This is a genomic window from Citricoccus sp. NPDC055426 (genome assembly GCF_040677445.1).
Taxonomy (GTDB): domain Bacteria; phylum Actinomycetota; class Actinomycetes; order Actinomycetales; family Micrococcaceae; genus Citricoccus.
Map to the genome: position 1 here is coordinate 31,794 of NZ_JBFARZ010000008.1, position 26,793 is coordinate 58,586.

Genomic DNA, 26,793 nt, shown 5'->3' on the forward strand with positions numbered 1-26,793 from the left:
TACGCCGTCCGGGCCGGGTCGAGTCCGTTACCATGGAATGCGGCCACCGGCCGTGGCAGGGCCTTTAGCTCAGTTGGCAGAGCATCGGACTTTTAATCCGCGGGTCGCGGGTTCGATCCCCGCAGGGCCCACCGCACACCGGCTCCCGTTCCGACCAGGGACGGGAGCCGTCGTGCTGTCAGGGCCCGGCGACCGTCCCCTCGTTGAAGGTTGCAGGAATGTCTCGCCAGGCGTTTGGAAGATCAAGATTTGATAACTGCTTCGCATCACGGGAGGGCGGGAGCGGCCGGCGCAGCACGTCCGGCGCAGACCCCTGCCGTGGCCGCGACACGCGGAGGTCCTGCGGATCTTGCCCCCGGACGCCCCTCGCCGGGAGTCCGTTGGGCGCCGTGACCGGTGCGATGGCCGGCCCCGGGGCGGGCTTCCGTGAACTCCTCGGTCATGCCTACGCTGGTAGGCATGAGTGCTTTCCCCCGGGTGCTCCGCCGCATGTTGATGCTCGGCGGTGCCCTCGCGCCAGCGGCCGCCCTGACGGCTCTCCTCGGCGCACCCGGGGCCCTGGCCGCACCGGTGGTGCAGGCCTCACCCCTGACGGCACCGGTGGTCACCCTGGACTTCGGCGACGCCCTGCCCTCCAACCCCGATCTGCTCCGCCAGATGATGTGGATCAAGTCCGGCCAGGTCCCCGCGGTCGCCGACGACGGGTTGCGGGTGGCCACCTTCTCCGCGGGACTGAGCCGGTCCGCCCCCGAAGAGCTGGCCGAGGACCTGTCCGAGCCGGGAGACCCCCAGGGCATGCAGGTGGCGGAGACGGTCCAGCGGGCCGCGCCGGACGTGGTGCTCCTGACGGACATGGACGTGGATGCCGGCGAGGACGTGGCCCAGTCCTTCCGGACCAACTACCTGGCCGTCGGAACGGGCGGACAGAGCGGCATCGACTACCCCTACATGTACGTCTCCGAGGTCAACAACGGTGTGGACACCGGGGCGGACCTGGATGACGACGGGATCATCGGCGGCTCGGGCGACGCCTTCGGGCCGGGGGACTTCGCCGGCCAGCACGGCATGGTGCTGTACTCGAAGCACCCCCTGGACACGGACGGGATCCGGACGTTCACCGAGTTGCCCTGGGCCTCCATGCCGGACAACGCCATCCCCGAGGGGGTCTATTCCGACCTCGAGCTCTCCGTGCTCCGCCTGTCCTCCACCGCCCACTGGGACATCCCGGTGACCGTGGACGGGCAGACCGTCCACATCCTGGCGGCCCAGCCGAGCCGCGCGGAGGACGGCCCGACCGGGGCGGAACGCCACCATGATGAGATGCGCTTCTGGGCCGACTACCTGGCGGCCGGGACCGGGCAGGACGCGTACATCGTGGACGATGAGGGGCAGCCCGGCGGCCTGCCCGGCGACGCACCGTTCGTGCTGGCCGGTGACTTCGGACCCCTGACGGGGACGGCGCTGTCGGACACGGAGCACCCCTCCGCCGTGGCCGAGATGCTGGCGTCCGGGCTCATCCAGGATCCCCTGCCGGTCTCCCAGGGGGCCGAGCACCTGAAGAAGGACGAGCCCGCCGCCACCGAGGTGGTGAGCCGGGAGGGCGGGGAGTGGGCCCTGGCCCGCTCGGACTACCTGTTGCCCTCGTCCACGATCACGACGACGGCCTCCGGCGTGTTCTGGCCGGTGCCCGGGCAATTGGGCTCGCAGCTGACGCGCGCCAACGCCCCCGGGGGCGAGCTCGGGGAGCCCAACGAGACCACCCCGAGCGAACACCGCCTGGTCTGGACTGACCTGGACCTCTCGGGCGGCGGGACCGACTGACCGTGCCCGAGCGCCAGACCCTCTCCACCGGCCACCAGGTGGTCTGGTCCCGGCCCGCCTCCGAGCGTGACGGCACCGACCTGGTCCTGGTGATCCATGGCTACGGCGCCAACGAGGTCCGTGCGGCCCAGGCCTACTTCCGCATGCTTCCCGAGGGGACCACGGGCCTGGCGGTGCGCGGCGGATTCGAGATCGACGCCGGCCACGCACCCGTCGCGGCGGGCACCGATGACCGGGGCGGGGGGCCCGGCGGGCCCGAGCCGGGCGCCTGGGGCTGGTTCCTGCTGGACTACTTCCTCACCAACGACTTCGCCGAGGTGGTGGCCGCGGCCCACCGCGTCTTCGACCTCCTGGACGCCGAGGAGGTCACCCGCCATGGCTTCACCCGGGTCGCCCTGCTGGGGCACTCCCAGGGCATGGCGATGGCCTCCACTGCCTACCGGCTCCGTCCGGAGGCCTTCCACTGCGTGGTGGGGCTCAGCGGTTTCGTGTTGTCCAACCAGCTGCTGGAGACCCTGGACAGCCCACCGGAGGGGCCGGGGCCGAGGCCCTTCTTCTGGGGCCGGGACGTGGAGGATCTGGTCATCAACCCGGACGCCATCGCCTACACGGCCGAGTGGCTGGACACCCACACCCGGCTCACGGCGCGGACCTACGAGGGGATGGGGCACGGCACCGGCCCCGAGGAGGCCCGTGACGTGCGGATCTTCCTGAAGCACACCCTGGGGGCGGGCGGTCAGTAGTCGCGTGTCTCGTCCCGGCGGACCGACTCCCCGGTGCGGGGGTCGTGCGTGGTCCGTGACTCGCTGACGCGGCGGTTCGCCGAGTTGGCGACCCCCATCTGGATCAGGGACACGATGAAGAGCAGGGCCCCGGCGGCCATGAGGATGTAGCCCGCGATGGTCAGGTCGAACCCGGCGATGGAATCCTGGACGGCGAAGCTCAGGATGGCCCCCAGGGCCATCAGGAGGATGGCGGAACCGAATTTCATGGGTCTCCTTCAAGGATCGGTCATTCAGCGTTGCTCGGTAGTGTTTCAGACGGTACCCGCCACAGCCAGCTCGAGGAGGCCACCAGCCATGGCAAGGAAATCGATCATCGCGTCCGTCGCCGGTCAGAAGGCGACCGACTTCGCCATCAACCGCGCCGTCGACCAGCACGGGAACCCGACCCCGGCGTTCCAGAAGATCGTGCTCAAGGCCGTGGACGTCCAGCGCCCGCTGGTGTTGCGCAACCTCAACCGCCTGCGGCGCAGACACCCCCAGGACACCCCGGCGCAGCTGGCCGAGCGGCTGGGAAACCAGTACCTGCTCGCGGTCACGGGCGAGGGCGCCGCGGCCGGCGGGACAGCCGTGGTTCCGGGGGTCGGCACCGCCGCCGCCCTGGGCCTCTCCGCCGCCGCCACGGTCGCCTTCCTCGAGACCACCGCCTTGTACGCGCAGTCGGTGGCCGAACTGATGGGCGTGTCCACCGAGGACCCCCAGCGGGCCCAGACGCTGGTCATGGCCGTGATGCTCGGCGACGACGGCCGGAAGCTCCTGCGCGACTTCTCCAGCCAGGCCAACGGCTCCGGCCCCGGGCCCCTGGGCGGCGCGGTGGCCGCGATCACCGGCGCCTCGGGCATGTCCGATCTGCTCTTCCAGCAGATGAGGCGCATGTTCATGAAGAAGTTCATCATCAAGCAGGGAGCGGGGATGCTCGGCCGGCTGGTGCCCTTCGGGATCGGCGCCGTCATCGGCGGAGTCGGCAACCGCGCCATGGGCAAGGGCGTGATCAAGGCCGCCCAGAACATCTTCGGCCCCCTGCCGGCAGCCCTGCCCGGGCCCCTGGCCGCGGAGCTCAAGGCACTCCCAGCCGGACGGAAGCCCGCGAAGGCCGCCGCCGACCGGGCGGAGGCCCCGGGGGAGGACCAGGCGGTCGGTCAGGCGGACGAGGGCCCCGATCCGGACCTCAGGGAGCTGCTCGAGGAGGACATCCGTGCGGATATCGACGCCCTGCGGGCCGACGGCACCCTCGCGGAACTGCGGGACGAGGACCCGGCGGCGTTCGCGGCGGACGTGGAGGCCGCCCGCGCCGAGCACCGCCGGAACCGCGGCTGACCGGGGCTGACCGGGGCTGCGGGACCGCTGGCGTCCAGCCGGGCTGCCCGGACAGTACGGCTAGCCGAACACGAGGGTGGCCACCGTGTAGATGGCCAGCCCGGCCAGGGCCCCGACCACGGAGCCGTTGATCCGGATGAACTGCAGGTCACGGCCCATGTAGAGCTCGATGGTGCGGGAGGCCTGCCGGCCGTCCCACCGCTGGATGGTCTCGCCGAAGACCCCCACCAGCTCCGGGCCGTAGCGCCGGGCCACATACTGGGCGCCGTCCGAGGCCCATCCATCCACCCGGGCGGCCAGGCCCGGGTCCTCCTGCAGCCGGCCACCCAGGTCCATCAGGGCGGAGACCAACGCCCGGTGCAGGTCTGAGCCGGTGTCCCTGAGCTGGGCCAGGAGCGCGGACTTGGTGGTGGCCCACGCCCGACCGGCCCACTCGCGCATCCGCGGGTCGTTGAAGAGGTCCTCCTTGGCCCGCTCGACCTTGGCCTGGGTCACCGGATCGTCGCGCAGATCCGCCTCGAGGTCAGCGAGCCAGCCGTCCACCGAACTGCGCAGCTCATGCTGGGGATCGTCCCGCACGGCCGCCAGGTACTTCAGGGCCTCGGCGTGGACGCGCTCCGCCAGCAGCTGGTCGACGATCTCCGGCACCCACTGCGGAGACCGCTGCCGGACGCTGGTGAGGAAGAACTCCGGGTGCCGGGTGACCCAGTCCCCGGTCCGGGTGACCAGCAGGTCCACCACCTTGTCCTGATGCCGCTCGGCCGTCACCTTGCCGAGCACCTCGGAGAGGGTGGGGGACCACTCCGGCTCCACCATGTGTTCCTGGACGAGGTTGGCCAGCAGGTCCCGCACCAGGACGTCGTCCATGGCATCCAACAGGCCCTCGGCGGAGGCGGTCACCTCGGCGGCCACCCGTTCCGCGTTCGGCTGCCGGCGCAGCCACGCCCCCGCCCGGCCGGCGAGCTTCAGGCCGGCCAGCTTCTCCCGGGCGACGTCCCCGTCCAGGAAGTTCTCCTGCACGAACGATCCGAGGGACTCGCCGATCATGTCCTTCTTGCGCGGGATGATCGCGGTGTGGGGGATCTTCAAGCCCATCGGGTGGCGGAAGAGCGCGGTGACGGCGAACCAGTCGGCCAGCGCGCCCACCATCCCACCCTCGGCGGCGGCCCGCACGTACCGCAGCCACGGGTGCTGCTCCTGCAGGGCGAAGGACACCACGAAGATGATGGCCAGCAGCACCAGCAGGCCGGTGGCCACCGTCTTCATCCGGCGCAGGGCCGCTGCCCGCTCGGCATCCGGGGTGCCGGGGCCGGCGGAGTCTGACACCAGGGGCCCGGTGGGGGCGCTGGGACGGCCGGGGCCGGCGTCGGGCATGGGGTTCTGCATGGGTCCTCCGATGAGGAGTCGAAGTGTCAGCACAAGTTAACCAGCCCGTCGCCCCCCAGACGGCGTACCCGGCGGGATGGGCGCGTAGCCTTCACGGTGTGTCCGCACCCCACGCTCCCGGCACCTGCCCGCACCCCTCCGGTCCATCCTCCGGCGCCTCGCCGCGTCGACCGCTGGTGATCGCCCACCGCGGCTCCTCCGCGGCCTTCGCCGAGAACACCCGGGCGGCCTTCCTGCACGCCCTCGCCGAGGGCTCGGACGGGGTGGAGGTGGATGTCCACCTGACCCGGGACCGGCAGGTGGTGTGCCTGCATGACCGGACCCTGGAGCGCACCTCCGACGGCTCCGGGCCGGTTGCGGACCACACCCTGTCCCAATTGCGCCGGCTGGACTTCCACAGCTGGAAGGGGGCCCGGATCCCCGGCCACTACGGCCCCGCCTCCGCCCAGCTGCTCACGCTCCCGGAGTTGGTCGAACTGCTGGCCGAGGCCGGGCGCCCCGTGAAACTGGCCCTGGAACTCAAGCATCCGAGTCCCTACGGCCACGAACTCGAGGAGCGCGTGCTGAGCTGGCTGCTCGGGGCCGGGTGGGACCCGGAGACCTCGCGCCTCGGGACGGTGGAGGTCTCCTTCATGAGCTTCTACGCCGGCTCGCTGCAGTACCTGGCCCCCACCGTGGACAGCGAGTACCTGTGCCAGCTGTTGGCTGCGGTGCCGGCGGAACCGGGCCCCGGCCGCTTCGCGCCGGGCCCGCTCAGCCGTGCGGCCGTGCGGGCCGCCCTGCGCCAGGCGACGGCGGACGCCGAGCGGCTGGTCTGGGAGGGCCGCGCCGGGATCGCGGGCCCCGGGGTGGAGTACGTGCGGGAGAACCTGGCGGATGTGAAGGCCTGGCTGGCCTCCGGGCGGACGCTGCGCGTGTGGACGGCCGACCGGGAGGAGGACGTGGACCTGCTGGTGACGGCCGGCGTCCAGCAGATCACCACGAACCTACCCGCCCGCGTGCTCGAGCGGGTCTGCAGGCGCGAACGGGTGCCGGCCACCGCGGGGGCCTGACGGTCCTGACGCCCCCACCGTCGATGACCGTCGATCACCGTCTGCCGGGCAGCCGCAGGAGCTGCTCCACCGGCCCGACCGGCCGCCACCTCACCCACAGGTGGGCGAGCACCAGCAGTACCGTGGACAGCACGATGGTGATGAGATAGCCCCCGGCCAGCGAGTGCGGCTCCGGCCGGACCAGGGCCGCCAGGATGAACAGGTGCGCCACGTAGAGGGTCAGGGACAGGCGGCCCGCCGAGACCAGGACCCCGAGCCGACGCTCCACGAGGCGGCCGGCCCACAGGAATCCGCCGATCACCGCCAGTGCGCCGCCCACACTGGAGACCAGCCACAGCGGCATCTGGGAATGCCCGACGGCGGAGCGCAGCCGGTCCCAGCCGATGGCATCCTCCGGTTGCCCTGCCACCAGGATCACCACCTGCGAGAGCGCGTAGGCGCCCACGGCGGCCACCAGCCCCCAGAGGACCAGCCGCCTCTGCAGCCGCCGCTCGCGCAGCGGGGCCCGGCCCAGGGCCAGCCCCAGCAGGAACGGCGCGCACCACACCAGCACGGGGTAGGGCCCGGACACGAGGATCCGGTGCAGCACGTGCGGCGGGTCGTCCGCCAACCCCGGGTCCGCGAACTGGAACGGGGTCCCCGACGCCAGTTGGATCCCGATCCAGGCCACGGGGCCCGCCACGGCCATGACCCCGGCCAGGGTGGCCACGAGCGCGGCGGGGGCCTTCAGCAGCGGCAGGGACAACAGGAACAGCACCCCGTAGACGGCCAGGATGACGCTGACCTCGTGGCCCAGTTCCTGCAGGGCGAGGCCCCCGGCCAGCAGGAGCGCCGACCGCCACAGCACGGTGCGCCAGGGCAGCCTCCCGCCGGGCTCTCGGGCGGAGCGGGTCAGCAGGGACATCCCCACCCCGGCGAGCACCACGAAGAGGATGGAGGCCCGCCCGACCGGCAGGTCGTACAGGGATCCGGCGAGTCCGGGCTCGCCCCGGGGCCCGACGTTGACCGCGATCATGCCGAGGATGGCGACGGCACGGGCCGCGTCGAGCCCGGTCAGCCGCCCTAGGGCCGGCGGGGCACCGACGCCGGGTGGGTCCGCGGGGGTCCCCCGCGCGGACGCGGGGGAGTCGGCGGAGTCGGTCATGGGGGACATCCTGTCCGGTGGGACGGCTCGGGTCATGGATTCCTGGGCGAGGGGCGGCATGCGGGCGGCGTGATGCCGGGGCAGTGGCAGTGTAGGAGCGCTCGCTGTGCGAGGCGCCCAGCCGGCGCGGAGGCCCTGCACAGCCCAGGCCGCTATGATCGCTCGGGCCCGCCCGTAGTCGAGCACCCGAGGAACCCCGATGCCGCGGCCCCGCACGCCGTCCACCCGCCGTCTGACCCCGCTGGCCGCCCTTTCCGCCCTCTCCGCCATCCTCTTGGCCGTGGCCGGCTGCGGCGCGCCGGCCCCGGGCCCGCCCTCCGGCGGCACCGGTTCCCCGCCGAGTCAGAGCAGCACCGGTGGCGCCGACGGAACCGAGAGCACGACGCCGGCCCCGTCCCCCTCCGCGGACGTCCTCCGGGAGCAGGCGGTGGCCGCCGGCCACCCGGCCGCGGTGCGGGTCGGCACCGAGATCCTCCAGCGCGGCGGCAACGCGGCCGACGCGGCGATCGCCACCGCGTTCGCCGTGGCCGTGGTGGAGCCCTTCGCCTCCGGGATCGGCGGGGGCGGTTCCACCCTGGTGGCCTCTGGGTCCGAGGACCCCGTGGCCTATGACTACCGGGAGACGGTGTCCGGCACCGGCGAGATCCCGGAGTCCGGGACCGGCGTCCCCGGGCTCGTGGACGGGATGGCCACGCTGCATGCCGAGCACGGCAGCCTGGAGTGGTCCGAGCTGCTGGCCCCGGCCACCGCGCTCGCGGAGGAGGGCTTCCCCGTCTCGCCGATGCTCGCCCAGCGGATGCGGTCCGACTACGGACCCGGCGCCATCGAGGGCCTGGAACAGTTCCACGGCCCCGGGGGCGGTCCGCTCGCCGAGGGGGAGGACCTGGTCCAGGCCGAACTGGCGGACACCCTGGACACCCTGGCGAGCCAGGGACCGGGGGCCCTCTACACCGGCAGCCTGGCCGATGAGCTCACCGCGGTGGACGGGCTGGACGCCGCCACCCTGGCGGACTACGAGACCGTGACCACCGAACCCGTGGGCGGCACCGTGGGCGACCACACTCTCGTCTCCGCCGCACCGCCGCTGCCGGGGGCCGGCGTCGTGCAATTCCTCCAGGTGGCCGAGGCGCTCGGGGTGGCCGAGGCGGAGCCGGGCTCCGCCGAGTACGTGGACGCCATGACCGCCGCCTGGCAGGTGGCCGAGGCCGGCGTGCGCGAGTCCCACGGCGACCCGGCGTTCGTGGACGTGCCCGTGGACCGCCTGACGGACGCCGAGGCCAATGCCGAGCTGGCCCGCGAGGCGGACGCCGCCGCTCCCGCCGCGGCCGGTCCTCGGGAGCCGATCGAGGCGGGCAACACCACCCATCTGACGGTCGTGGACGCCTCCGGGCTGACCGTGTCCATGACCAACACGATCACGAGCTTCTGGGGTGGGGAGCACGCCCAGGAGGTCGGCGGGTACTTCCTGAACAACCAGCTCTCCCGCTTCGAGGCGCTGGACACCCCCGCCAACCAGCCGGAGCCCGGGCGGAAGTCCGTCAGCTGGTCCGCGCCCAGCATGGTGCTGGACGCCGAGGGGCGGGTCGTGATGGGCCTGGGCTCCCCGGGCGGTCAGGCGATCCCCTCGATCCTGGCCGGGGTGCTGGTGCCCTGGGCGCTGCAGGGTGCCCCGCTGCAGGAGGCCGTGGACGCGCCGCGCCACTACTTGCAGGACGGGGTGCTGGCGCTGGAGGAGCAGCCGGCGGGCGGGGTGCCGGCCCTGATCCGCCAGCGCGGGTGGCAGCCCCGCGTGACCGAGCGCGCGGACGCCGTCTTCGGATCGGTCCAGGCCCTGGAGATCGACTACGAGGACGGCACCGTCACCGGGGCCACGGACTCCCGACGGGAGGGCGACGTGGACGTGGTGCCCGCCGGATAGGACGGACGGGCCGGGGGCCGGAGGGACGGGGAGACGCGCTGACACGCCCCGGGTGTCCTGGCGTCGGTGGTGGTTGTGATTATGATCACAACAGACGCCGTGAGGTGACCAACGTCACGGTGATCACTCGACACCATCGGGAGGGGACCCCATGTCAGCCAATCTCAAGCGCCGTCTGAGCGCCGTCACCGCCGCCACGGCAGCGGCCGCCCTGCTGCTCAGCGGCTGTGCCCAGAGCCAGCGTGACGACTCCGGCGGGGAGACCGCCGGCGCAGGCGAGTCGAGCGTGGACGGCCAGTTCATCTTCGCGGCGTCCTCCGACCCGAAGAGCATGGACCCGGCCTTCGCCAACGACGGCGAGACGTTCCGGGTCTCCCGCCAGATCTTCGAGGGGCTGGTGGGCACGGAGCCCGGGACCGCAGACCCGGCCCCGCTGCTGGCGGAGTCCTGGGAGGCCGGTGAGGACGGGCTGAGCTACGAGTTCCAGCTCAAGGAGGGGGTGACCTTCCATGACGGCACGGACTTCAACGCCGAGGCCGTCTGCGCGAACTTCGACCGCTGGTACAACTTCGAGGGCATCGCCCAGGCGGAGACGATGTCCTACTACTACGGCAAGCTCTTCCGCGGCTTCGCGGACAGCCCCGAGGACGCCGTCTACGAGTCCTGTGAGGCCGTGGACGAGCACCAGGCCACCGTCACGCTGGCCCAGCCGTTCGCCGGGTTCATCGCCTCCCTGTCCCTGCCGGCGTTCGCGATGCAGTCGCCGGCCGCGATGGAGGAGTTCGGGGCGGACGAGACCGGCGGCACCGCCGAGTCCCCGGAACTGAGCGAGTACGCCCGGTCCCACCCCACCGGCACCGGCCCCTTCGCCTTCGAATCCTGGAACGTGGGGCAGGACATCACCCTGAGCGCCTACGGGGACTACTGGGGCGAGCAGGGCGACGTGCAGGAGATCACCTTCCGCGTGATCGACGACCCGGTGGCCCGGCGGCAGTCCCTGGAGGCCGGGCAGATCGACGGCTACGACCTCGTGGCCCCGGCGGACGTGGCCGACCTGGAGGGGGCGGGGTTCAAGATCTTCACCCGCGATCCCTTCACGATCCTCTACCTGGGCCTGAACCAGCAGGTCGAGGAGCTCCAGGACGTCACGGTCCGCCAGGCGATCTCCCACGCGATCGACAAGGACGCCCTGATCCGCCAGACCCTGCCGGAGGGCACCAAGACGGCCATCGAGTTCATCCCGGACTCGGTCAACGGCTACACCGAGGACGTGGAGACCTACGACTACGACCCGGAGCGCGCGCGGGAACTGCTGGCCGAGGCCGGCTACGAGGACGGCTTCACGGTGGACTTCAACTACCCCACCGGGGTCTCCCGGCCGTATATGCCGACCCCCGAGCAGGTGTTCTCCAACCTCTCCAGCCAGCTGGCCGAGGTGGGGATCGAGGTCAACGCGGTGCCCGAGAAGTGGAGCCCGGACTACCTGGACCGGGTCAACGGCACGGCGGACCACGGCATCCACCTGCTGGGCTGGACCGGTGACTACAACGACACGGACAACTTCGTGGGCGTGTTCTTCGGACAGGAGAAGCCGGAGTTCGGCTTCGACAACCCGGAGCTCTTCCAGGCCCTGAGCGAGGCCCGCCAGGAGCCCGTGCTCGAGGACCAGACCCCCCTGTATGAGGAGGTCAACCGGATGGTCTCCGAGTATGTCCCGGCCGTCCCGCTGGCGCACCCGGCACCATCGCTGGCCTTCGCCGAGCGGGTGGACCACTACCCGGCCAGCCCGGTCAACGACGAGGTGTACAACGAGATCGAACTGAACAAGTAGCGTGCTGAGGCTCATCGGCAGGAGACTGCTGCTGCTGATCCCCACGCTGTTCGGCCTCTCGATCCTGCTGTTCCTGTGGGTCCGTGCCCTCCCCGGGGGGCCGGCCACGGCGCTGCTCGGGGACAAGGCGACCCCGGAGGCGGTGGCGAGGGTCAACGAGGCCTACGGTTTCGACCGGCCGCTGCTGGAGCAGTACGTGATCTACATGGGCCGGATCCTCTCCGGGGACTTCGGCAACTCGCTGCTGACCAACCGACCGGTGCTCGAGGAGTTCGCCGCCCGGTTCCCCGCCACCCTGGAACTGACCGCGTTCGCCATCATCTTCGCCGTGGCCTTCGGCATCCCGCTCGGCTACTGGGCGGCGCGGCACGTGGGCCGCTGGCAGGACCAGATCGCCGTGCTGCTGTCCCTGATGGGCGTGGTGGTCCCGGTGTTCTTCCTGGCCTTCATCCTCAAATGGGTGTTCGCCGTCCAGCTGGGGTGGCTGCCGCCGGACGGGCGGCAGGATCCGCGGATCGACGCCACCCACTACACGAACTTCTTCGTCTGGGACGGGATGATCACCGGCGAGTACGACGCCGCGTGGGACGCGCTGATGCACCTCGTCCTGCCCGGGGTCGCGCTGGGCACCATCCCGCTGGCGATCATCGCCCGGATCACGCGGGCCTCCGTCCTGGAGGTGCAGCACGCAGACTTCGTGCGGACCGCCCGGGCCAAGGGCCTGGCACCGCGGCTGATCCGGGACCGCTTCGTGCTGCGCAACGCCCTGCTTCCGGTGATCACCACGCTCGGGCTGCAGCTGGGGCTGCTGATCTCGGGGGCCGTGCTGACCGAGACGGTGTTCGCCTTCAACGGGATCGGCAGCTTCCTGTGGGACGCCATCTTCAACCTCGACTTCCCGGTGCTGCAGGGGTTCATCATCTTCATCGCGTTGATCTACTCGCTGATCAACCTGCTGGTGGACGTCTCCTACGGCCTGATCGACCCCAGGGTGCGTGTCTCATGAGCATGAATCTGCCCCCCGCCGCCGGTGGCGGCCCGTCCGCGGAGATGACGCCCGGCGGGTCACCCGCACCGGGCCCCGCACCGGACCTCGGTCCGGCCGGGCCCGCGCCCGGGGCCGGTGCGCCGCGCGGGACCTCCGTCTGGAAGGACGCCTTCCTGCGGCTGCGGCGCAACCCGGCGGCGATCGCCGGCGCGGTGATCGTGGCCCTGTTCCTGGTGGTGGCCGCGCTCGCCCCGCTGATCGCCCCCTACCCCGGGGAGGCGGTTCCCGGGGCCCGGGAGATCACCCCCGGTGAGATCCCCGGGCCGGGCGAGCTGCCGGGGTACCCGCTGGGACTGGACCGGTTCGGCGGGGACGTGCTCTCCAAGCTCATCTGGGGCGCCCAGTCCTCGCTGCTCATCGGCGTGGTCTCCACGGCCTTCGGCCTGGTCGGCGGCATGGTCCTGGGGCTGCTGGCCGGCGCCTTCGGCGGCTGGGTGGACGGCGTGGTGATGCGGATCGTGGACATCCTGCTCTCCGTGCCGAACCTGTTGCTGGCGGTGTCCATCGCCGCGGTGCTCGGCCAGGGGCCCTACGCCGTCATGATCGCCATCGGTGTGGCCCAGGTGCCGATCTTCGCCCGGTTGCTGCGGTCCTCCATGCTCAGCCAGAAGGGGGCCGACTACGTGCTCGCGGCCCAGACCCTCGGCCTCAGCCGGCGCACCATCACCATGAGCCACGTGCTGCCGAACTCGGTGGGCCCGGTGATCGTCCAGGCCACCCTGACGCTGGCCACCGCGGTGATCGACGCCGCCGCCCTGTCCTTCCTCGGCCTGGGTGGCGGCCGGCCGGAGACGGCCGAGTGGGGGCGGATGCTCACCTACGCCCAGGCCGAACTGGGCATCGCGCCGTGGCTGGCCTTCCTGCCGGGACTCTGCATCGCCGTCACCGCCCTCGGGTTCACCCTGCTGGGCGAGTCGCTGCGCGAGGCGCTGGACCCGAAGTCGCGGACCCGGTGAGCGGGATGACGGAGACGAACCAGATGAATGAACCCCTGTTGGACATCCAGGACCTGACGGTGGACTTCTCCACCATGCACGGCTCCGTGCGGGCCGCGGAGGGGGTCTCGCTGTCCCTCGCGGCCGGCCGCACCCTGGCCATCGTGGGGGAGTCCGGATCCGGCAAGTCCACCACCGCCATGGCGGCCATCGGGCTGCTGCCCGGCAACGGCAGGGTCACCTCAGGCGCCGTGAGGTTCAACGGTGAGGACCTGGTGCGGCTGCCGGAGTCGAGGATGCGCGGCATCCGTGGGCGCCGGATCGGGCTCGTGCCGCAGGACCCCATGTCCAACCTGAACCCGGTCTCCCGGATCGGCACGCAGATCGCCGAGACCCTGCTGACCCACCGGCTGACCACCCGCCGGGAGGTGGACGACGCCGTGGTGGAGGTGATGGAGCGGGCCGGGATCCCCGAGGCGGCGCGCCGGGCGAAGCAGTACCCGCACGAGCTCTCCGGCGGCCTGCGCCAACGGGCCCTGATCGCGATCGCCCTGGCCTGCCGGCCGCAGCTGCTGATCGCCGACGAGCCCACCTCCGCCCTGGACGTCACGGTCCAGCAGGTGATCCTGGACCAGATCGAACAGATGACCCAGGAGCTGGGCAACGCGGTGCTGCTCATCACCCACGACCTCGGCCTGGCGGCCGAACGCGCCCACGACCTGGTGGTCATGCACCGGGGCACGGTGGTGGAGTCCGGCCCGGCCGAGCAGCTGATGGAGGACCCCCAGCACCCCTACACGCAGGCGCTGATCAAGGCGGCCCCCTCGGTGGCCGCGGTCCGCCTCGTCCCGGGCGCTGGGGGCGCGGCGGACGCGGCAGGTTCCGGGCCGCCGTCGGGCCCGCCGTTGGTGAGGATCACGGACCTGACCAAGACGTACCCGCAACGGGGCCGCGAGGACTTCTACGCGGCCCGGAACGTCTCCCTGGAGATTCCCCGCGGGACCACCGTGTCGATCGTGGGGGAGTCCGGGTCCGGCAAGACCACCACGGCGAGGATGCTGCTGAAGGTGATCGAGCCGACGTCGGGCTCCATCTCCTTCGACGGCCGGGACGTCCTGACGCTGGACCGGCCCGGTCTGCGCGACTTCCGCCAGCGCGTCCAGACGATCTTCCAGGACCCGTACTCCTCCCTGAACCCCATGTTCACGGTGGGGCGGATCATCGAGGAGCCACTGGTGGCCTACCGGCGCGGCGGGCCCGGCGAACGCCGGGCCCGGGTGGCGGAGCTGATGGAGCAGGTGGCCCTGCCCGCGCAGCTGTCCCGCCGGTACCCCGCCGAGCTCTCCGGTGGCCAGCGCCAGCGGGTGGCGATCGCGCGCGCTCTGGCCCTGAAGCCGGAGCTGATCGTCTGCGATGAGCCGGTCTCCGCGCTGGACGTGCTGGTGCAGGCGCAGATCCTGGACCTGTTGCGCGGGCTGCAGGAGGAGCTGGGGCTGAGCTACCTGTTCATCTCCCACGATCTGGCGGTGGTCCGCCTGATCTCGGACTACGTGTGCGTGATGAAGGACGGCGAGCTGGTGGAGGCGGCCTCGAGTGAGGAGGTCTTCACCCGGCCGCGGCACCCCTACACGCGCACGCTGCTGGCCTCGATCCCCGGAAACGAGCTGGAGATCGACCCGGACGCGGCCTGAAGCGGCTAGAGGGCGCCGTGGTCCTGGGACACCGAGAGGGTCAGCTGGGCGATCGCCATCTCCTCGTCGGTGGGCACCACCAACACCGGGATGGCGGAGTCCGGCGAGGAGATCACCCGGGGCGCGTCCGAGCGCTCGAGGTTCTTCTCGGCGTCGTAGGCGATCCCGAGCGCGGCGAGCCGGTCCAGCACGGCGGCGCGGAACGGGGCCGAGTTCTCCCCGATGCCCGCCGTGAACACCACGGCCTGGGCGCCGCCCACGGCCACGTGGTAGCCGCCCACGTACTTCGCCAGCCGGTAGGAGGCCACCTTCAGGGCCATCCGCGCGCGGCGGTCCCCGGCGTGGGCGTTGTCCACCACCTGGCGCATGTCCGCGTGGCCGGACATGCCGAGCAGCCCGGACTCCCGGTTGAGCATCCGGTCCATCTGCTCAGCGTCATAGGAGCCGTTGCGGATGAGGTGGGTGATGATCGAGGGATCCACGTCCCCGGAGCGGGTGCCCATCACTAGGCCGGCCAGCGGCGTGTACCCCATGGTGGTGTCCACCGAGGCGCCGTCGGCGATGGCCGTGGCGGAGGCCCCGTTGCCCAGGTGCAGGATGACGGCGCTGAACTGCTCCCGCGGGATGCCGAGGGTCTCCGCGGCCAGGCCGGTGACGAGGTCATGGCTGGTGCCGTGGAATCCGTAGCGGCGGATCCCGTCCTCCGTGTACAGGGCGTCCGGCAGGGCGTAGCGCCAGGCCTCCTCGGGCATGGTCTGGTGGAAGGAGGTGTCGAAGACCACCACCTGCGGCATCGCCGGCCACTTCTCCGCGATGGCCCGCAGGCCCTGGGCCGCCGCGAGGTTGTGCAGCGGCGCCAGCGGGGCCAGCCGCTCGATGGCCCGGATGACCTCCATGGTGACCAGGGCGGGGGTCTTGAAGCGCTCGCCGCCGTGGACCACGCGGTGGCCGGCGGCGTCGATGGTCCGGCCGTCCAGCACCGTCTCCAGCTCGGCGTTGACCTGTTCGAGGGCCTCGGCGTGGTTGTCCACCCCGGAGCCGGGCACGCCGATGCGCTCCACCAGTCCGCTGGCGATCACGGGTTCCGCGGGCTCGCTGCCGTCCGGGTGGACCTCGCGCAGCTGGTACTTCAGCGAGGAGGAACCCGAGTTGATGACGAGGATCAGCATGGGATCAGGCTCCTTCCCCGGCCGGGGTACCGGCCGGCGTGTCGGCGGGCCGCCCGGACTGGACCGACTGGGCCTGGATCGCGGTGATGGCCACCGTGTTGACGATGTCATCCACGGTGCAGCCCCGGGAGAGGTCGTTCACGGGCTTGTTGAGTCCCTGGAGCACGGGCCCGACGGCGACCGCGCCGGAGGACTGCTGGACCGCCTTGTACGTGTTGTTGCCGGTGTTCAGGTCCGGGAAGATGAACACGGTGGCCTGGCCGGCCACCTCGGACTCCGGCATCTTCGAGGCGGCCACCGAGGCGTTGACGGCGGCGTCGTACTGCAGGGGCCCGTCCACCTTGAGCTCGGGGTGCTCGTCCCGGACGAGCTCGGTGGCCGTGCGGACCTTGTCCACGGCGTCCCCGGAGCCCGAGCCCCCGGTGGAGTAGGAGAGCATGGCCACCCGCGGGTCCACGCCGAACTGGCGGGCGGTCGTGGAGGAGGCGTAGGCGATATCCGCCAGCTGCTCGGCGTCCGGATCCGGGTTCACGGCGCAGTCGCCGTACACCAGGGCGCGGTCCGGCAGCAGCATGAAGAACACGGAGGAGACGATCGAGACCTCGGGGCGGGTCTTGACGAACTCCAACGCCGGCCGGATCGTGTTGGCCGTGGTGTGGGCGGCCCCGGAGACCATGCCGTCCACGTCACCCAGCTGGACCATCATGGTGGCGAAGTAGGCGCCCTCCGTCATGATGTCCCGGGCCCGGTCCAGGTCGATGCCCTTGTGGGCCCGCAGCCGCGCGTACTCCTCGGCGTAGCGCTCGCGGTCCGGTGCGGTGGCCGGGTCCATGAGCCGCAGCCCGGTCAGGTCCACCCCCTCCTTGGCGGCGAGCTCCCGGACCGCCGCCTCGCGGCCGAGGACCACCAGGTCGCAGACGTCGCGGCGCCGCAGGATCTCGGCGGCCCGCAGGATCCGCGGGTCCTCACCCTCGGGGAGAACGATCGACTTCCGGTCCGCCCGGGCCCGTTCGATCAGGGAGTGCAGGAACCGCAGCGGCGTGGTGCGTGGGGTGCGGGGCAGGTCGATCCGCGCCAGCAGCTCGTTGCCGTCGACCCGCTGGTGCCAGGCACCGAGGGCGGCCGCGGTCTTGCGGGGCTGGGAGCTGGAGAGCTCGCTGCGCACGGTGGACACCGCCCGGGCGGTGCCGAAGGTGTCGGCGAACGTGGTGAAGATGGGGAACGGGGCGTCGGCGTACAGGCGCCGGATCTGCTCGTTGGGCTCGATCCCGTTGGTGAGGATCATGCCCGAGGCCACGGGGAACTCCGGGGCCAGCGAGGAGGCCACCGTGGCCAGCACGGCGTCCGAGCGGTCCCCGGAGACCAGCACGAGCGAGCCCTCGCGCAGGATCTGCAGGAAGTTCCCACCCTCCATGGAGACGGCCTTGACCTCGGAGACGTCGCGGTCCAGGTTCAGGTTGCCGGCCACCTGTGTCAGGCCCAAGGTGTCGGCGATCTCCGCGACCGAGGGCAGGGCGAGCTCGGACAGCTCGGGCAGCACGTACACGGGCCAGGCGTGCCGGCCGGGCCGGATCGCGGTCTCGATGTCCTCCATCCGGGCCGGGTCCGCACGGTTGACCATCATGGCCAGTAGGTCCACGCCCGACTCGTCCAGGGTGCGGCGGGCCAGGTCCACGGCGTCGGCCGCCCCGGCGGCGTCCAGGCCGGCCGCGGACACCACCCCGACCACGGGGGTGCCCAGGTGCCGGGCCAGCTCGGCGTTGAGCTCCAGCTCCACCCCGGGATCGGCGCCGGTCAGGTCACTGCCCTCGACCACGATGATGCTGCAGTTCGCCGCCATCTCGTCGAACAGGGCGACGCAGCGTTCATGGATCTCGTCCGTGCGGCCCTCGGCCGCCAGCCGGCGCGCGTCCGCCGCCGTCACGCCCCCGGCGGCCAGGCCGGCGTCGAGCCCGTAGTCCTCCCGCATCAGCTGGACCATGGGATCGGTGTCCACGGAGTCCCCGGGCACGATGGGACGGAGGTAGCCGATGCTGCCGGAACGCTTGTAGAGGGAGTCGGCGAGTCCCAGGGTGACGAGGGACTTGCCGGCCCCGGTGGTGGTCGTGGTGACGAAGATTCCGTGGCTCACGCGAATCCACACTAGTCTGTGGTGCACACCGCACGCTGATGTCACGAGGGGTAAGACATGTCACGAGGGGACCAGGTGGACCGGGGTCATCCCGTCCACAATCCGGATATCGTCGGCTTCACCGACGCCGAGATCAATGAGAAACCGGTCAAGGTCAAGTGGAACTCGCTGGGACCGGGCATCGTCGCCGCGGCCACCGGCGTGGGCGCCGCCGACCTCGTGGCCACCCTGACGGCGGGATCGCGCTACGGCTACATGCTGATGTGGGCCGTGGTCCTGGGCGTCATCTTCAAGATCGTGCTGGTGGAGGGCGTCGGCCGCTACTACCTGTCCACCGGCAAGACCATCTTCCAGGGCTGGCGCACCCTCGGGGTGTGGACCAGCTGGTACTTCGGCATCTACATCATCATCTGGGGCTTCGTCTACGGCGCCACCGCCATGAGTTCGGTGGCCCTGCCCCTGGCGGCCCTGTTCCCCGGGGTGAATTCGATCGTCTTCGCCATCGCCTCGGGCCTGCTGGGCCTGGGGCTGGTCTGGCTCAACCGGTACGGGCTCATCGAGAAGCTGATGACCGTGCTGATCGGCATCATGTTCGTGGCCGTGCTGGCCTCGGCCATCATGGTGGGCCCCAACATCGGGGACATGGTGGCCGGCCTGGTCCCGCGCATCCCGGAGGAGGACGGGGCCATGTTCTACGTGCTGGGTCTGGCCGGCGGCGTGGGCGGCACCATCACCCTGGCGGCCTACGGCTACTGGCTGCGCGAGAAGGGCTGGAACGCCCCGAAGTGGATGAAGGTGATGCGCTTCGACAACGCCGTGGCCTACATCCTCACCGGCATCTTTGTCATCGCCACCATGGTGATCGGCGTCCAGCTGCTGTACACGGCCGGGCTGGAGATCTCGGCCAGTGACGAGGGACTGCTGGACGTCGGCGACCAGCTGGCCCTGCGCTTCGGCGAGCCCTTCGCCATCCTGTTCCTGGTGGGCTTCTTCGCGGCCTCGTTCTCCTCCCTGCTGGGCGTGTGGCACGGCGTCTCGCTGATGTTCGCCGACTTCTGGGCCAACTTCCGCAAGCCCGCCGAATCCCTGGACCAGGACGACGCGCCCTCGCTGGAGTCCAAGCCGGCCCGGTTCTATCTGCTGTGGCTGACCATCCTGCCCATGTCCCTGCTGTTCCTGGACCGCCCGATCTTCCTGATCCTGCTCTACGGCACGCTCGGGGCCCTGTTCATGCCGTTCCTGGCGATCACCCTGCTGTTCCTGAACAACCAGCGCAAGCTGGTGGCGTCCCAGTTCCGGAACAACTGGCTGCACAACGGCCTGCTGGGCCTGACCACGCTGGTGTTCGTGGCCCTGGGCATCCAGCAGCTCATCAACGCCCTCGAGCCGCTGTGGGCGGGTGGCTGACCGGGCCGGCCGGACGCCACCGGGGGCCCGCCCTGACCCCCGGGCCGCCCGGTGGGGCAGACTGGGTCCATGATCATCGCCTTCTCCGTAGCCCCCTCCGGCACCCCGCATCCCGACGGCCCGGGCGCGCAGCACCCGGCCGGGGACGGCTCCGTGCATGACGCCGTGGCCGCCGCCGTCCGGGTGGTCCGCGACTCCGGCCTGCCCCACCGCACCTCCTCGATGTTCACCGAGATCGAGGGCGAATGGGACGAGGTGATGGGGGTCGTCAAGGACGCCGTGGAGGCGGTGGCCCCCTACGGCTCCAGGGTCTCCCTGGTGCTGAAGGCCGACATCCGGCCCGGACACACCGGCGAGCTGGACGGCAAGATCGAGCGCCTCGAGAAGGCCCTCGGGAACCGGTGAGCCGGGCCGGGAACCGGGGGCCCGACGCCGGCCGGCCCGGTCTGCGGCGCGGCGGCACCCGGTACTTCGTCCGGGACGCGGCCGCCGCCGACCTGGAGGCCGTGCTGGCCATGAAGGCCGCCGCCTGGCGCGAGGCCTACGGGCACCTGCGGGACGAGTCCTTCTTCGAGCGCGCGGAGGCCACCCTGGGCAGCCAGGTCGAGCACTGGCGCTCTCAGCTGGCGGCCGGGCGCACCCTGTGGCTGGCCGAGGACGCCCGCGGCCGGTGCGTCGGCATGGCGGCGGCCGGCCCGGTTATCCACGGGTCACCGTCGCCCGCCGACGACCACGACTCTCCGGAGCTGCAGCTGTACTCGATCTACGTCCTCGCCCAGGCTCAGGGCAGCGGCGTGGCCGATGCCCTGCTGGACCGGGCCATCGGTTCCGGGGACTGCCTGCTGTGGGTGCTCACCGGCAACGGGCGGGCCCGCGCCTTCTACGCCCGGCACGGCTTCACGGCCGTCGGTGATCCGGTGCCGATGGAGGGGCCGTGGTCCGGGTTGGACGAACAGCTGATGGTGCGCCGTGGGGCGTGACCGCGGCGGCCGCGGTGGCGGGAAGTCCGGCGGGAAGTCCGGTGGCAAGGCCGGTGGCAGCCCCGGCATCCGGGGTGGTCGGGGCGGAGCGGGCGCGGCCGGGCCCCAGATCGAGCCGGGCGTCTTCCCGATCGACGCCGGCACCGCCGAGATCACGCGGGACCCCTTCAGCGACGGCGCCTGGCTGCTGACGCTCAACGGGGCGGAATCCTCGCAGCTGAACCCGGACACCCCGCTGGAGCTGGGCTTCGAGTACATGCGCTGGATGGCGGCCGTGATGATGCACCGCTGGGAGTCCGGGGAGCCGTTGCGGATCCTGCACCTGGGCGGGGCCGGGTGCACCCTGGCCCGCTGGGCGGCGGCCTGGTATCCGGGAGCGCGGCAGACCGCCGTCGAGCTGGACGCCGGCCTGGCCGCCCTGGCCCGGGAGCGGTTCGCCCTGCCGCGGGCCCCGCAGCTGCGGATCCGGGTGGCGGAGGCCGGCGAGGTGCTGTCCGGGGCGCATCCCGGCAGCCGGGACGTGGTGATACGGGACGTCTTCGCCGGGACCCGCCCCGAGGACCAGGCCACCCCGGGTCACCTGCTCGGGGTGGAGGCCGCCCAGGCTGCCGCCCGCGTGGTGGGGGACGGGATCTACCTCGTGAACCACGGGGGTGGACCGGACCTGACGGCGGCGCGCCGCGAGGCGGCCACACTGCGGGAGGCCTTCACCACCGTGGCCGCCTTGGCGGATCCGCAGATGCTCAAGGGCCGTCGGCGCGGCAACATCGTCTTCGCCGCGAGCAACGGTCCGCTCACGGGGGGCGGTCAGGCCCGCCGTGACGCCTTGGTGCGGCACCTGCTCTCCGATCCGCTGCCCACCCGCCTCGTGGATCCCCTCGAGGCCTTTGCGGCCGGGGCCCGGCCCTTCGGTGAATCGCTGGCGGTGACTAGACTGGATTCACCATCGGCCCGTGTCAACGAGGACTACGGGGATGACTGACAGGAGGCCGTCATGACCGGTTCGCAGGAGCAGGACAACATCCCCCTCAACGTGGACCGTGCCACCACGCACGGGATCGTCGTGGGCGTGGACGGCTCGGAGCAATCGGTCTCCGCGGCCAAGTGGGCCGTCCGTGAGGCCGAGCTGCGTGGCCTGCCGCTGACCCTCGTCACGGCCTACACCATGCCCGTCTTCGCCGCCTCCGCCCTGGAGGCCGGGTACGGCGTGCCGGATGACACCCTGATCCGGGACGGCGCCATGCAGGTGCTCCAGGGTGTGGTCAACCAGCTGGGGACCCTGCAGGTGCCGCTCGTGCACCGCGTGGAGATGGGGGACGCCGCCGGGGTCCTGGTGGACTACTCCGCCGAGGCCAACCTGCTGGTGGCCGGTACGCGCGGCCGCGGCGGCTTCTTCGGCCGGCTCCTCGGATCCGTGGCCTCCGCCCTGCCGGCCCACGCCAAGTGCCCCGTGGCGATCATCCCGAAGGGGGAGCACGCCTCCCGGGCCGAGGCCGGCGCCCCGGTGATCGTGGGTGTGGACGGTTCGGAGCAGGGCCGGGTCGCCGCGCTGGACGCCGCCCTGGAGGCCGAGATCCGGCAGGCCCCGCTGCGGGTGGTGATCGCCATGCCCCCGATCTCCGGGGCCGTCGCCTGGCTGCCGGCCACGGTGGACGAGCAGTCCATGGTGGAGGAGATGCGGGAGAAGCTCGAGGCCGGCGTGGAGTGGCTGCGGTCTGAGTTCCCGTCCCTGGAGATCACCGCGGACATCGTGGACGGCGTCCCGGTGGACGTCATGGTCAACGAGTCCAGGACCGCCCGGCTCACCGTGGTCGGCACGCGTGGCCACGGCGGTTTCACGGGCGCCCTGCTGGGTTCCACCTCCCAGGGCGTGATCACCCACGCCCACGGCCCCGTCCTGGTGGTCCCCTACATCAAGGACAGCCGCCTGGCCCGCCGCGCGAGCTTCGGCCCCACCTTCTCCTGACCCCCGGCGCTTTGAGGGCGATCCCCACGGTGGGATTGCCCTCAAAACGTCTGGGGGAACGACGCCGGCCGGCACCTACCGCAGGAATCCTGCGGGAGGTGCCGGCCGACGTCGTGCTGGCGGGTGTGCCGCCCCGGCAGGGGCGGCTGCGGGCTCAGTAGCGCCCGGCGTAGGGGTGGATGTTGTTCACGTAGCTCAGCGGGGTCACGGAGATCCCCACGCTGGGGTTGCGGGCGTGCACGACCTGGCCGTTGCCGATGTAGATGGCCACGTGGTACATGCTGGAGCCGCCGTTGGAGGTCGAGAACACCAGGTCGCCGGGTTGCAGCTGTGACAGCGGGACGTACTGCTTGGCGGCCCGGTACTGCTGGGTCGAGGTGCGGGGCAGGTACTTGCCGGCGGCCTCGAAGGCGTCGCGGGTGAAGCCCGAGCAGTCGTAACCCTGGGGGCCGTTGCCGCCCCACGAGTAGTAGGAACCGGGCTCATTGGCCTTGTTGATGGCCCAGGTGATGGCCGTGGAGGTCCACGGCCCGGAGGTCTGGGCCGGGGGTGGGGTAGGCGTCGGCGTGGGCACCGGCTTCGGAGCGGCCGTCTTCGTGGGAGTGGCCGTCGGTGTCGGGGTGGGGGTCGGGGTGGGCGTTGCCGTGGGCGTCGCGGTCCGGGTGGGAGCCGCGGTGGCCGTGCGCGTCGGGGTGGGGGTCGCGGACGGGGTCGGCGCAGCGGTGGCGCTCGGCGTCGCGGTGGCGCTCGGAGTAGCGGCCGACGACGGGGTCGGCGAGGCGCTGGGGGTGCTGCTCGGCGTGGCCGCGGCCGTGGGGGTGGTCGTCGGGGCCGGCGCGGCCGGGATCACGGGGGCCGAGGTGGCCGGTGCCGTGCTGGCCGGGTCGGCGCTCGGAGTCGGTGCGGCGGGTTCGGGGGACGGGGCGGCGGCTGCCTCCTCCGCCTGGCGCTGGGAGGCGACGATGGCCTCCTGCAGGGCGTCGTCCCGCTCGGCCTGCTCCATGGACTGGACGGAGGCGGTGGCCTCGGCCACGGTGAGGTCCTCCAGGTCGGCGAGCAGGGCGATGAGCTGCTTGCGGTCCGCCTCGTTCTGCCGGGCCGCCTCCTCCGCGAGGCGGGCGGCCTCGTCCAGGCGGCGCTGCTGCTCCTCGGCGCGGGCCGTGGCCTCGGCCTGGGCGGCCTTCGCGGCCTCAGCCTGGCGGGCGAGCTCCTCGGCCTCGGCGGCCTGCCGGGCGGTCTCCTCGGCGGCGAGGGCCTTGTCCGCGGCGACCTTGTCCGCGGTCGCCTGGCGGGCCAGGACGTCCTCGTCACCCAGCAGGACGTCGGCGGCGCCGGACCGGCCGCCGCGGTACATGTCTGCGGCCACGGTGCCGGACTCGTCCCGGGCCTTCGTGGCACTGGCGGTGGCGGCATCGGCCCGATGGCGGGTGGAGTTCGCGGTCTCGTTGCGCTCGGCCAGGGCCTCGTTCGCCTCCCGCAGGCCCTCGTTGGCCTGCTGGGCCCGGGCCTCGGCCTGACGCTCGCGCTGGGCCGACTGCCGGATGGAGTCCTGCAGCTGCTCACCCATGGAACTCTTGGCGGCCGGCTGCTCCTTGGCGGCCACCACGTCCTCACGCGCCGGGATCGCCGGACGGGAGATGTCCGGATCGGTCTGGGTCGAGTGCTCGGTGCGCTGCAGGTTCGCCTGGACCGAGTCCGAGGAGGCCTCGAAGACGGCGGGAAGGGATGCAGCGGCCAGTGCGGTGGCGGCCACGGCGGCCACCACGGCGGTCACGCCCACGGTGCGGCGGGTGTTCACGGCAGTTCCTCACTGTGGCACCCGTGCGAGTGGGATTTGGCAGGTCCGGCAGCCAGGGGTGAGCCGAACCAAGGTGCGAAGTGGTCACATGTCCGTCACGGAAACACATCGTGACGGTCACGTGGCCTGCCATAGAGGCGCCACGACAGTGAGGATAGTTGTACTTTTGTCACAAATGCAACACAGACCTCAGCAGAATCATAAACAACACTCGTGTCATTCCTGCACTTCTGTCAGGTGTGTCGCTCAATTCATCGTTCGAGGTTGAGGGCAGAGGTGGCTTAGCCCCAGCCCAGCCCGTGCAGCGTCTCGTCATCGATCCCGAAGAAGTGGGCGACCTCGTGGACCACCGTGACGGTGATCTCGTCCACCAGTTCCTCCCGGTCGTGGCACATCCGCAACAACGGCCCACGGAAGATCACGATCCGGTCCGGCAGCTGGAAGGGCATCTCCGCCCGCTCGGTCAGTGGGATGCCGTCGTAGAGACCCAGCAGCTCCGTGTCCGGATCCTCCCAGGGCTCCGGCTCGTACTCCTCCTCCACGAAGACGGCCACGTTGGACAGGCGCCGGGCCAGCGCCTCCGGGATGGACTCGAGGGCGTCGGCGACGGCCTGGTCGAACTCGGCCTCGGACATCGCCTCATTGACCGCGTCGGTCCCGTCTGCGGGCTCGCTCGGGGGTCCGTCCGGCGGTCCGTCCGGTGGGGGAGTGCTCTCATGGTTCACCCCTCCATCCTGCCTGCCGCTGCCGGTCGGCGGGGCATCGGGCTGGTCGGCGGGGCATCGGCGGGAGTCGGGCCGCCCCGGTGGGACGCAGGTTTGCGGTTCCGGCCGGGATCCGCCTACACTTCTACAGGTCCACTTCGGGAACCCGAAGTGTTCTGGCCCCCATCGTCTAGAGGCCTAGGACACCGCCCTTTCACGGCGGCGACACGGGTTCGAATCCCGTTGGGGGTACGCAGGAACGAACATGCCCGGCCCTCCGGCCGCCCGAGCAGTGATGGTCAGGGGCACGGAAATGGTCTGGTAGAGTTGGTTCTCGCACACTGGCCCTGTAGCGCAGTTGGTTAGCGCGCCGCCCTGTCACGGCGGAGGTCGCGGGTTCAAGTCCCGTCAGGGTCGCTCGGATGTTCCGATCGCCGGTTTCACCGGTCCGGAGGATTCTGGTGATCACCGGTCTCGGCCGGAGTTGCCAGGCTCTGTAGCTCAGTTGGTAGAGCGTTCGACTGAAAATCGAAAGGTCACCGGATCGACGCCGGTCGGAGCCACTGAAACCCCGCGTAGCTTCTACATCGCGGGGTTTCTTCACGTCCACGCCCGGGTGCCGACACCCGCCGGGGGCCGGCCGGTAGCGGCTGACGGGGAATAGACCCCGGTCGGAGCGGGGTTGCACCAAGAGATGCAACCCTCCGACCGCAAAGGACACAACACACCGTGGCAGTTCCCCTGAGCATTCTCGACCTCGTCTCCATCTCCGAGGGCTCGACGGCCCGGGACGGTATCGCCGCCTCGATGTCCGCGGCGCGGGTGGCCGAGGATGCGGGCTATGCGCGGCTCTGGTTCGCCGAGCACCACAACACCGTGAACCTGGCCGCCAGCGCCACGGCCCTGCTGATCTCCCAGGCCGCCTCGGTCACCGAGCGGATCCGCGTGGGCTCCGGCGGCGTCATGCTGCCCAACCACGCACCCCTCATGGTCGCCGAGCAGTACGGCACCCTGGCCAACCTCCACGGCGACCGGATCGACCTCGGTCTCGGGCGCGCCCCGGGCACGGACATGATGACGGCCCAGGCCCTGAGCCGATCCTCCGCCGAGCCGCAGGCCTTCGCACAGAGCATCTACGACCTGCAGGGATGGTTCAGCCCCGAGGGCCAGGCCCACAGCACCCCCATCTCGTCCGCCGTGTCCGCGGGCACCGGGGTGCCCCTGTGGGTGCTCGGCTCCACCGTCAACGGCGCCTCGATCGCCGGCCAGCTCGGCCTGCCGTTCTCGCTGGCCTCGCACTTCGCGCCGGACCAGATCGACGACGCGATCGCGGTCTACCGGGACAGCTTCAGCACTCAGGCCCCCACGGCCCAGATCGAGGCCCCCTACGTCATGGCCGGCATCAACGTGATGGTGGCAGACACGGATGCCGAGGCCGAGCGGGAGTTCACCACCCTCGGCCAGATGTTCGCGGACCTCCACAGCGGCCAACGCCGCATGCTCCAGCCGCCGGTGGACCCGGCCACCGCGCCGGGCCTGGACAACCCCATGCTGAGGATCAAGGCGGTGGGGTCACCGGCCACCGCCGTGCGGCAGCTGGAGGAGTTCGTGGCACGCACGGGCGCCGACGAGCTGATCACCGTCACCTATGCCTACGACCCGGCCGTCCGGGAGCGCTCCCTGAGGCTGTTGGCCGAGCACTGGTCCTGAGTG

Annotated in this window: 22 protein-coding genes and 4 tRNA genes; 19 read left to right on the top strand and 7 right to left on the bottom strand. The window is 71.6% G+C overall.

What is annotated here, in order from left to right; genetic code table 11:
* Window positions 1-58 precede the first annotated feature (58 nt).
* The 3 genes from AB0K08_RS11915 to AB0K08_RS11925 all read left to right on the top strand — a co-directional run bounded on the left by AB0K08_RS11915 (window position 59) and on the right by AB0K08_RS11925 (window position 2,564).
* Window positions 59-131: transfer RNA gene (locus AB0K08_RS11915), tRNA-Lys, on the top strand.
* 328 nt (window positions 132-459) lie between these two features.
* A complete protein-coding gene (locus AB0K08_RS11920) occupies window positions 460-1,821 on the top strand; it encodes an endonuclease/exonuclease/phosphatase family protein (protein WP_363354703.1) in 1,362 nt (453 codons plus the stop codon).
* Between the two features lie 2 nt (window positions 1,822-1,823).
* Entirely contained in the window at window positions 1,824-2,564 is a 741-nt protein-coding gene (locus AB0K08_RS11925; RefSeq protein ID WP_363354705.1) for an esterase, read from the top strand.
* On the opposite strand, the gene AB0K08_RS11930 is transcribed toward AB0K08_RS11925, so the two are convergent.
* Window positions 2,558-2,812, bottom strand: a complete 255-nt coding sequence (locus AB0K08_RS11930; protein ID WP_363354707.1) for a DUF6458 family protein — start codon at window positions 2,810-2,812, stop codon at window positions 2,558-2,560. The two genes, AB0K08_RS11925 and AB0K08_RS11930, sit on opposite strands and share 7 nt — an antisense overlap.
* Window positions 2,813-2,900: 88 nt before the next feature.
* Between AB0K08_RS11930 and AB0K08_RS11935 the strand changes: the two genes are divergently transcribed.
* Window positions 2,901-3,920, top strand: coding sequence for a hypothetical protein (locus AB0K08_RS11935; protein WP_363354709.1), 1,020 nt, complete (start codon window positions 2,901-2,903; stop codon window positions 3,918-3,920).
* A gap of 60 nt (window positions 3,921-3,980) precedes the next feature.
* Here AB0K08_RS11935 and AB0K08_RS11940 read toward each other — a convergent pair whose 3' ends face one another.
* Window positions 3,981-5,306 (bottom strand): DUF445 family protein, encoded by a 1,326-nt coding sequence (locus AB0K08_RS11940; RefSeq protein WP_363354711.1) that lies wholly within the window; start codon window positions 5,304-5,306, stop codon window positions 3,981-3,983.
* Window positions 5,307-5,479: 173 nt separating this feature from the next.
* Here AB0K08_RS11940 and AB0K08_RS11945 point away from each other — a divergent pair, with 173 nt between their 5' ends.
* On the top strand, window positions 5,480-6,358 hold the full coding sequence (locus AB0K08_RS11945) for a glycerophosphodiester phosphodiesterase family protein (RefSeq protein ID WP_363354942.1): 879 nt from the start codon (window positions 5,480-5,482) through the stop codon (window positions 6,356-6,358).
* Between the two features lie 34 nt (window positions 6,359-6,392).
* Here the strand turns inward: AB0K08_RS11945 and AB0K08_RS11950 are convergent, their stop codons facing one another.
* A complete protein-coding gene (locus AB0K08_RS11950) occupies window positions 6,393-7,502 on the bottom strand; it encodes a DUF418 domain-containing protein (RefSeq protein ID WP_363354713.1) in 1,110 nt (369 codons plus the stop codon).
* Between the two features lie 199 nt (window positions 7,503-7,701).
* On the opposite strand from AB0K08_RS11950, the gene AB0K08_RS11955 reads away from it, so the two are divergent.
* The 5 genes from AB0K08_RS11955 to AB0K08_RS11975 all read left to right on the top strand — a co-directional run bounded on the left by AB0K08_RS11955 (window position 7,702) and on the right by AB0K08_RS11975 (window position 14,925).
* Window positions 7,702-9,420, top strand: a complete 1,719-nt coding sequence (locus AB0K08_RS11955) for a gamma-glutamyltransferase (protein WP_363354715.1) — start codon at window positions 7,702-7,704, stop codon at window positions 9,418-9,420.
* Between the two features lie 151 nt (window positions 9,421-9,571).
* Window positions 9,572-11,251, top strand: coding sequence for an ABC transporter substrate-binding protein (locus tag AB0K08_RS11960; protein WP_363354717.1), 1,680 nt, complete (start codon window positions 9,572-9,574; stop codon window positions 11,249-11,251).
* 1 nt (window position 11,252) lies between these two features.
* A complete protein-coding gene (locus tag AB0K08_RS11965; RefSeq protein ID WP_363354719.1) occupies window positions 11,253-12,257 on the top strand; it encodes an ABC transporter permease in 1,005 nt (334 codons plus the stop codon).
* Window positions 12,254-13,255: an ABC transporter permease gene (locus tag AB0K08_RS11970; protein ID WP_363354721.1), complete on the top strand. Its 1,002-nt coding sequence runs from the start codon at window positions 12,254-12,256 to the stop codon at window positions 13,253-13,255. The genes AB0K08_RS11965 and AB0K08_RS11970 overlap by 4 nt, the downstream gene beginning before the upstream one ends.
* Window positions 13,256-13,278: 23 nt before the next feature.
* Entirely contained in the window at window positions 13,279-14,925 is a 1,647-nt protein-coding gene (locus AB0K08_RS11975) for an ABC transporter ATP-binding protein (protein WP_363354723.1), read from the top strand.
* Window positions 14,926-14,930: 5 nt separating this feature from the next.
* Here the strand turns inward: AB0K08_RS11975 and AB0K08_RS11980 are convergent, their stop codons facing one another.
* Window positions 14,931-16,094: an acetate kinase gene (locus AB0K08_RS11980; RefSeq protein WP_363354725.1), complete on the bottom strand. Its 1,164-nt coding sequence runs from the start codon at window positions 16,092-16,094 to the stop codon at window positions 14,931-14,933.
* Window positions 16,095-16,098: 4 nt separating this feature from the next.
* A complete protein-coding gene (gene pta, locus AB0K08_RS11985) occupies window positions 16,099-18,225 on the bottom strand; it encodes a phosphate acetyltransferase (protein WP_363354727.1) in 2,127 nt (708 codons plus the stop codon).
* Window positions 18,226-18,282: 57 nt separating this feature from the next.
* On the opposite strand from pta, the gene AB0K08_RS11990 reads away from it, so the two are divergent.
* From AB0K08_RS11990 to AB0K08_RS12010, 5 genes are all read left to right on the top strand, one after another.
* Complete coding sequence (locus tag AB0K08_RS11990; protein WP_363354729.1) at window positions 18,283-19,632, top strand: Nramp family divalent metal transporter; 1,350 nt, start codon at window positions 18,283-18,285, stop codon at window positions 19,630-19,632.
* A gap of 69 nt (window positions 19,633-19,701) precedes the next feature.
* On the top strand, window positions 19,702-20,037 hold the full coding sequence (locus AB0K08_RS11995) for a thiamine-binding protein (RefSeq protein WP_363354731.1): 336 nt from the start codon (window positions 19,702-19,704) through the stop codon (window positions 20,035-20,037).
* Window positions 20,034-20,612, top strand: a complete 579-nt coding sequence (locus AB0K08_RS12000) for a GNAT family N-acetyltransferase (RefSeq protein WP_363354733.1) — start codon at window positions 20,034-20,036, stop codon at window positions 20,610-20,612. The genes AB0K08_RS11995 and AB0K08_RS12000 overlap by 4 nt, the downstream gene beginning before the upstream one ends.
* A complete protein-coding gene (locus AB0K08_RS12005) occupies window positions 20,602-21,594 on the top strand; it encodes a fused MFS/spermidine synthase (protein ID WP_363354735.1) in 993 nt (330 codons plus the stop codon). The genes AB0K08_RS12000 and AB0K08_RS12005 overlap by 11 nt, the downstream gene beginning before the upstream one ends.
* A 12-nt stretch (window positions 21,595-21,606) precedes the next feature.
* Entirely contained in the window at window positions 21,607-22,578 is a 972-nt protein-coding gene (locus AB0K08_RS12010; RefSeq protein ID WP_363354737.1) for a universal stress protein, read from the top strand.
* A 154-nt stretch (window positions 22,579-22,732) separates the two neighbouring features.
* On the opposite strand, the gene AB0K08_RS12015 is transcribed toward AB0K08_RS12010, so the two are convergent.
* Together AB0K08_RS12015 and AB0K08_RS12020 are read right to left on the bottom strand one after the other, a co-directional pair.
* The gene (locus tag AB0K08_RS12015; protein WP_363354739.1) at window positions 22,733-24,376 is read right to left on the bottom strand and encodes an NlpC/P60 family protein; all 1,644 of its coding nucleotides are present in this window, start codon (window positions 24,374-24,376) and stop codon (window positions 22,733-22,735) included.
* Between the two features lie 281 nt (window positions 24,377-24,657).
* Window positions 24,658-25,011 (bottom strand): metallopeptidase family protein, encoded by a 354-nt coding sequence (locus tag AB0K08_RS12020; protein WP_363354944.1) that lies wholly within the window; start codon window positions 25,009-25,011, stop codon window positions 24,658-24,660.
* 248 nt (window positions 25,012-25,259) lie between these two features.
* Here AB0K08_RS12020 and AB0K08_RS12025 point away from each other — a divergent pair.
* From AB0K08_RS12025 to AB0K08_RS12040, 4 genes are all read left to right on the top strand, one after another.
* A tRNA-Glu gene (locus AB0K08_RS12025) sits at window positions 25,260-25,332 on the top strand.
* A gap of 91 nt (window positions 25,333-25,423) precedes the next feature.
* Window positions 25,424-25,497, top strand: a tRNA-Asp gene (locus AB0K08_RS12030).
* Window positions 25,498-25,570: 73 nt separating this feature from the next.
* Window positions 25,571-25,643 (top strand) — tRNA-Phe (locus AB0K08_RS12035).
* A 166-nt stretch (window positions 25,644-25,809) separates the two neighbouring features.
* Window positions 25,810-26,790: an LLM class flavin-dependent oxidoreductase gene (locus AB0K08_RS12040; protein ID WP_363354741.1), complete on the top strand. Its 981-nt coding sequence runs from the start codon at window positions 25,810-25,812 to the stop codon at window positions 26,788-26,790.
* The last annotated feature ends 3 nt before the right edge of the window (window positions 26,791-26,793 follow it).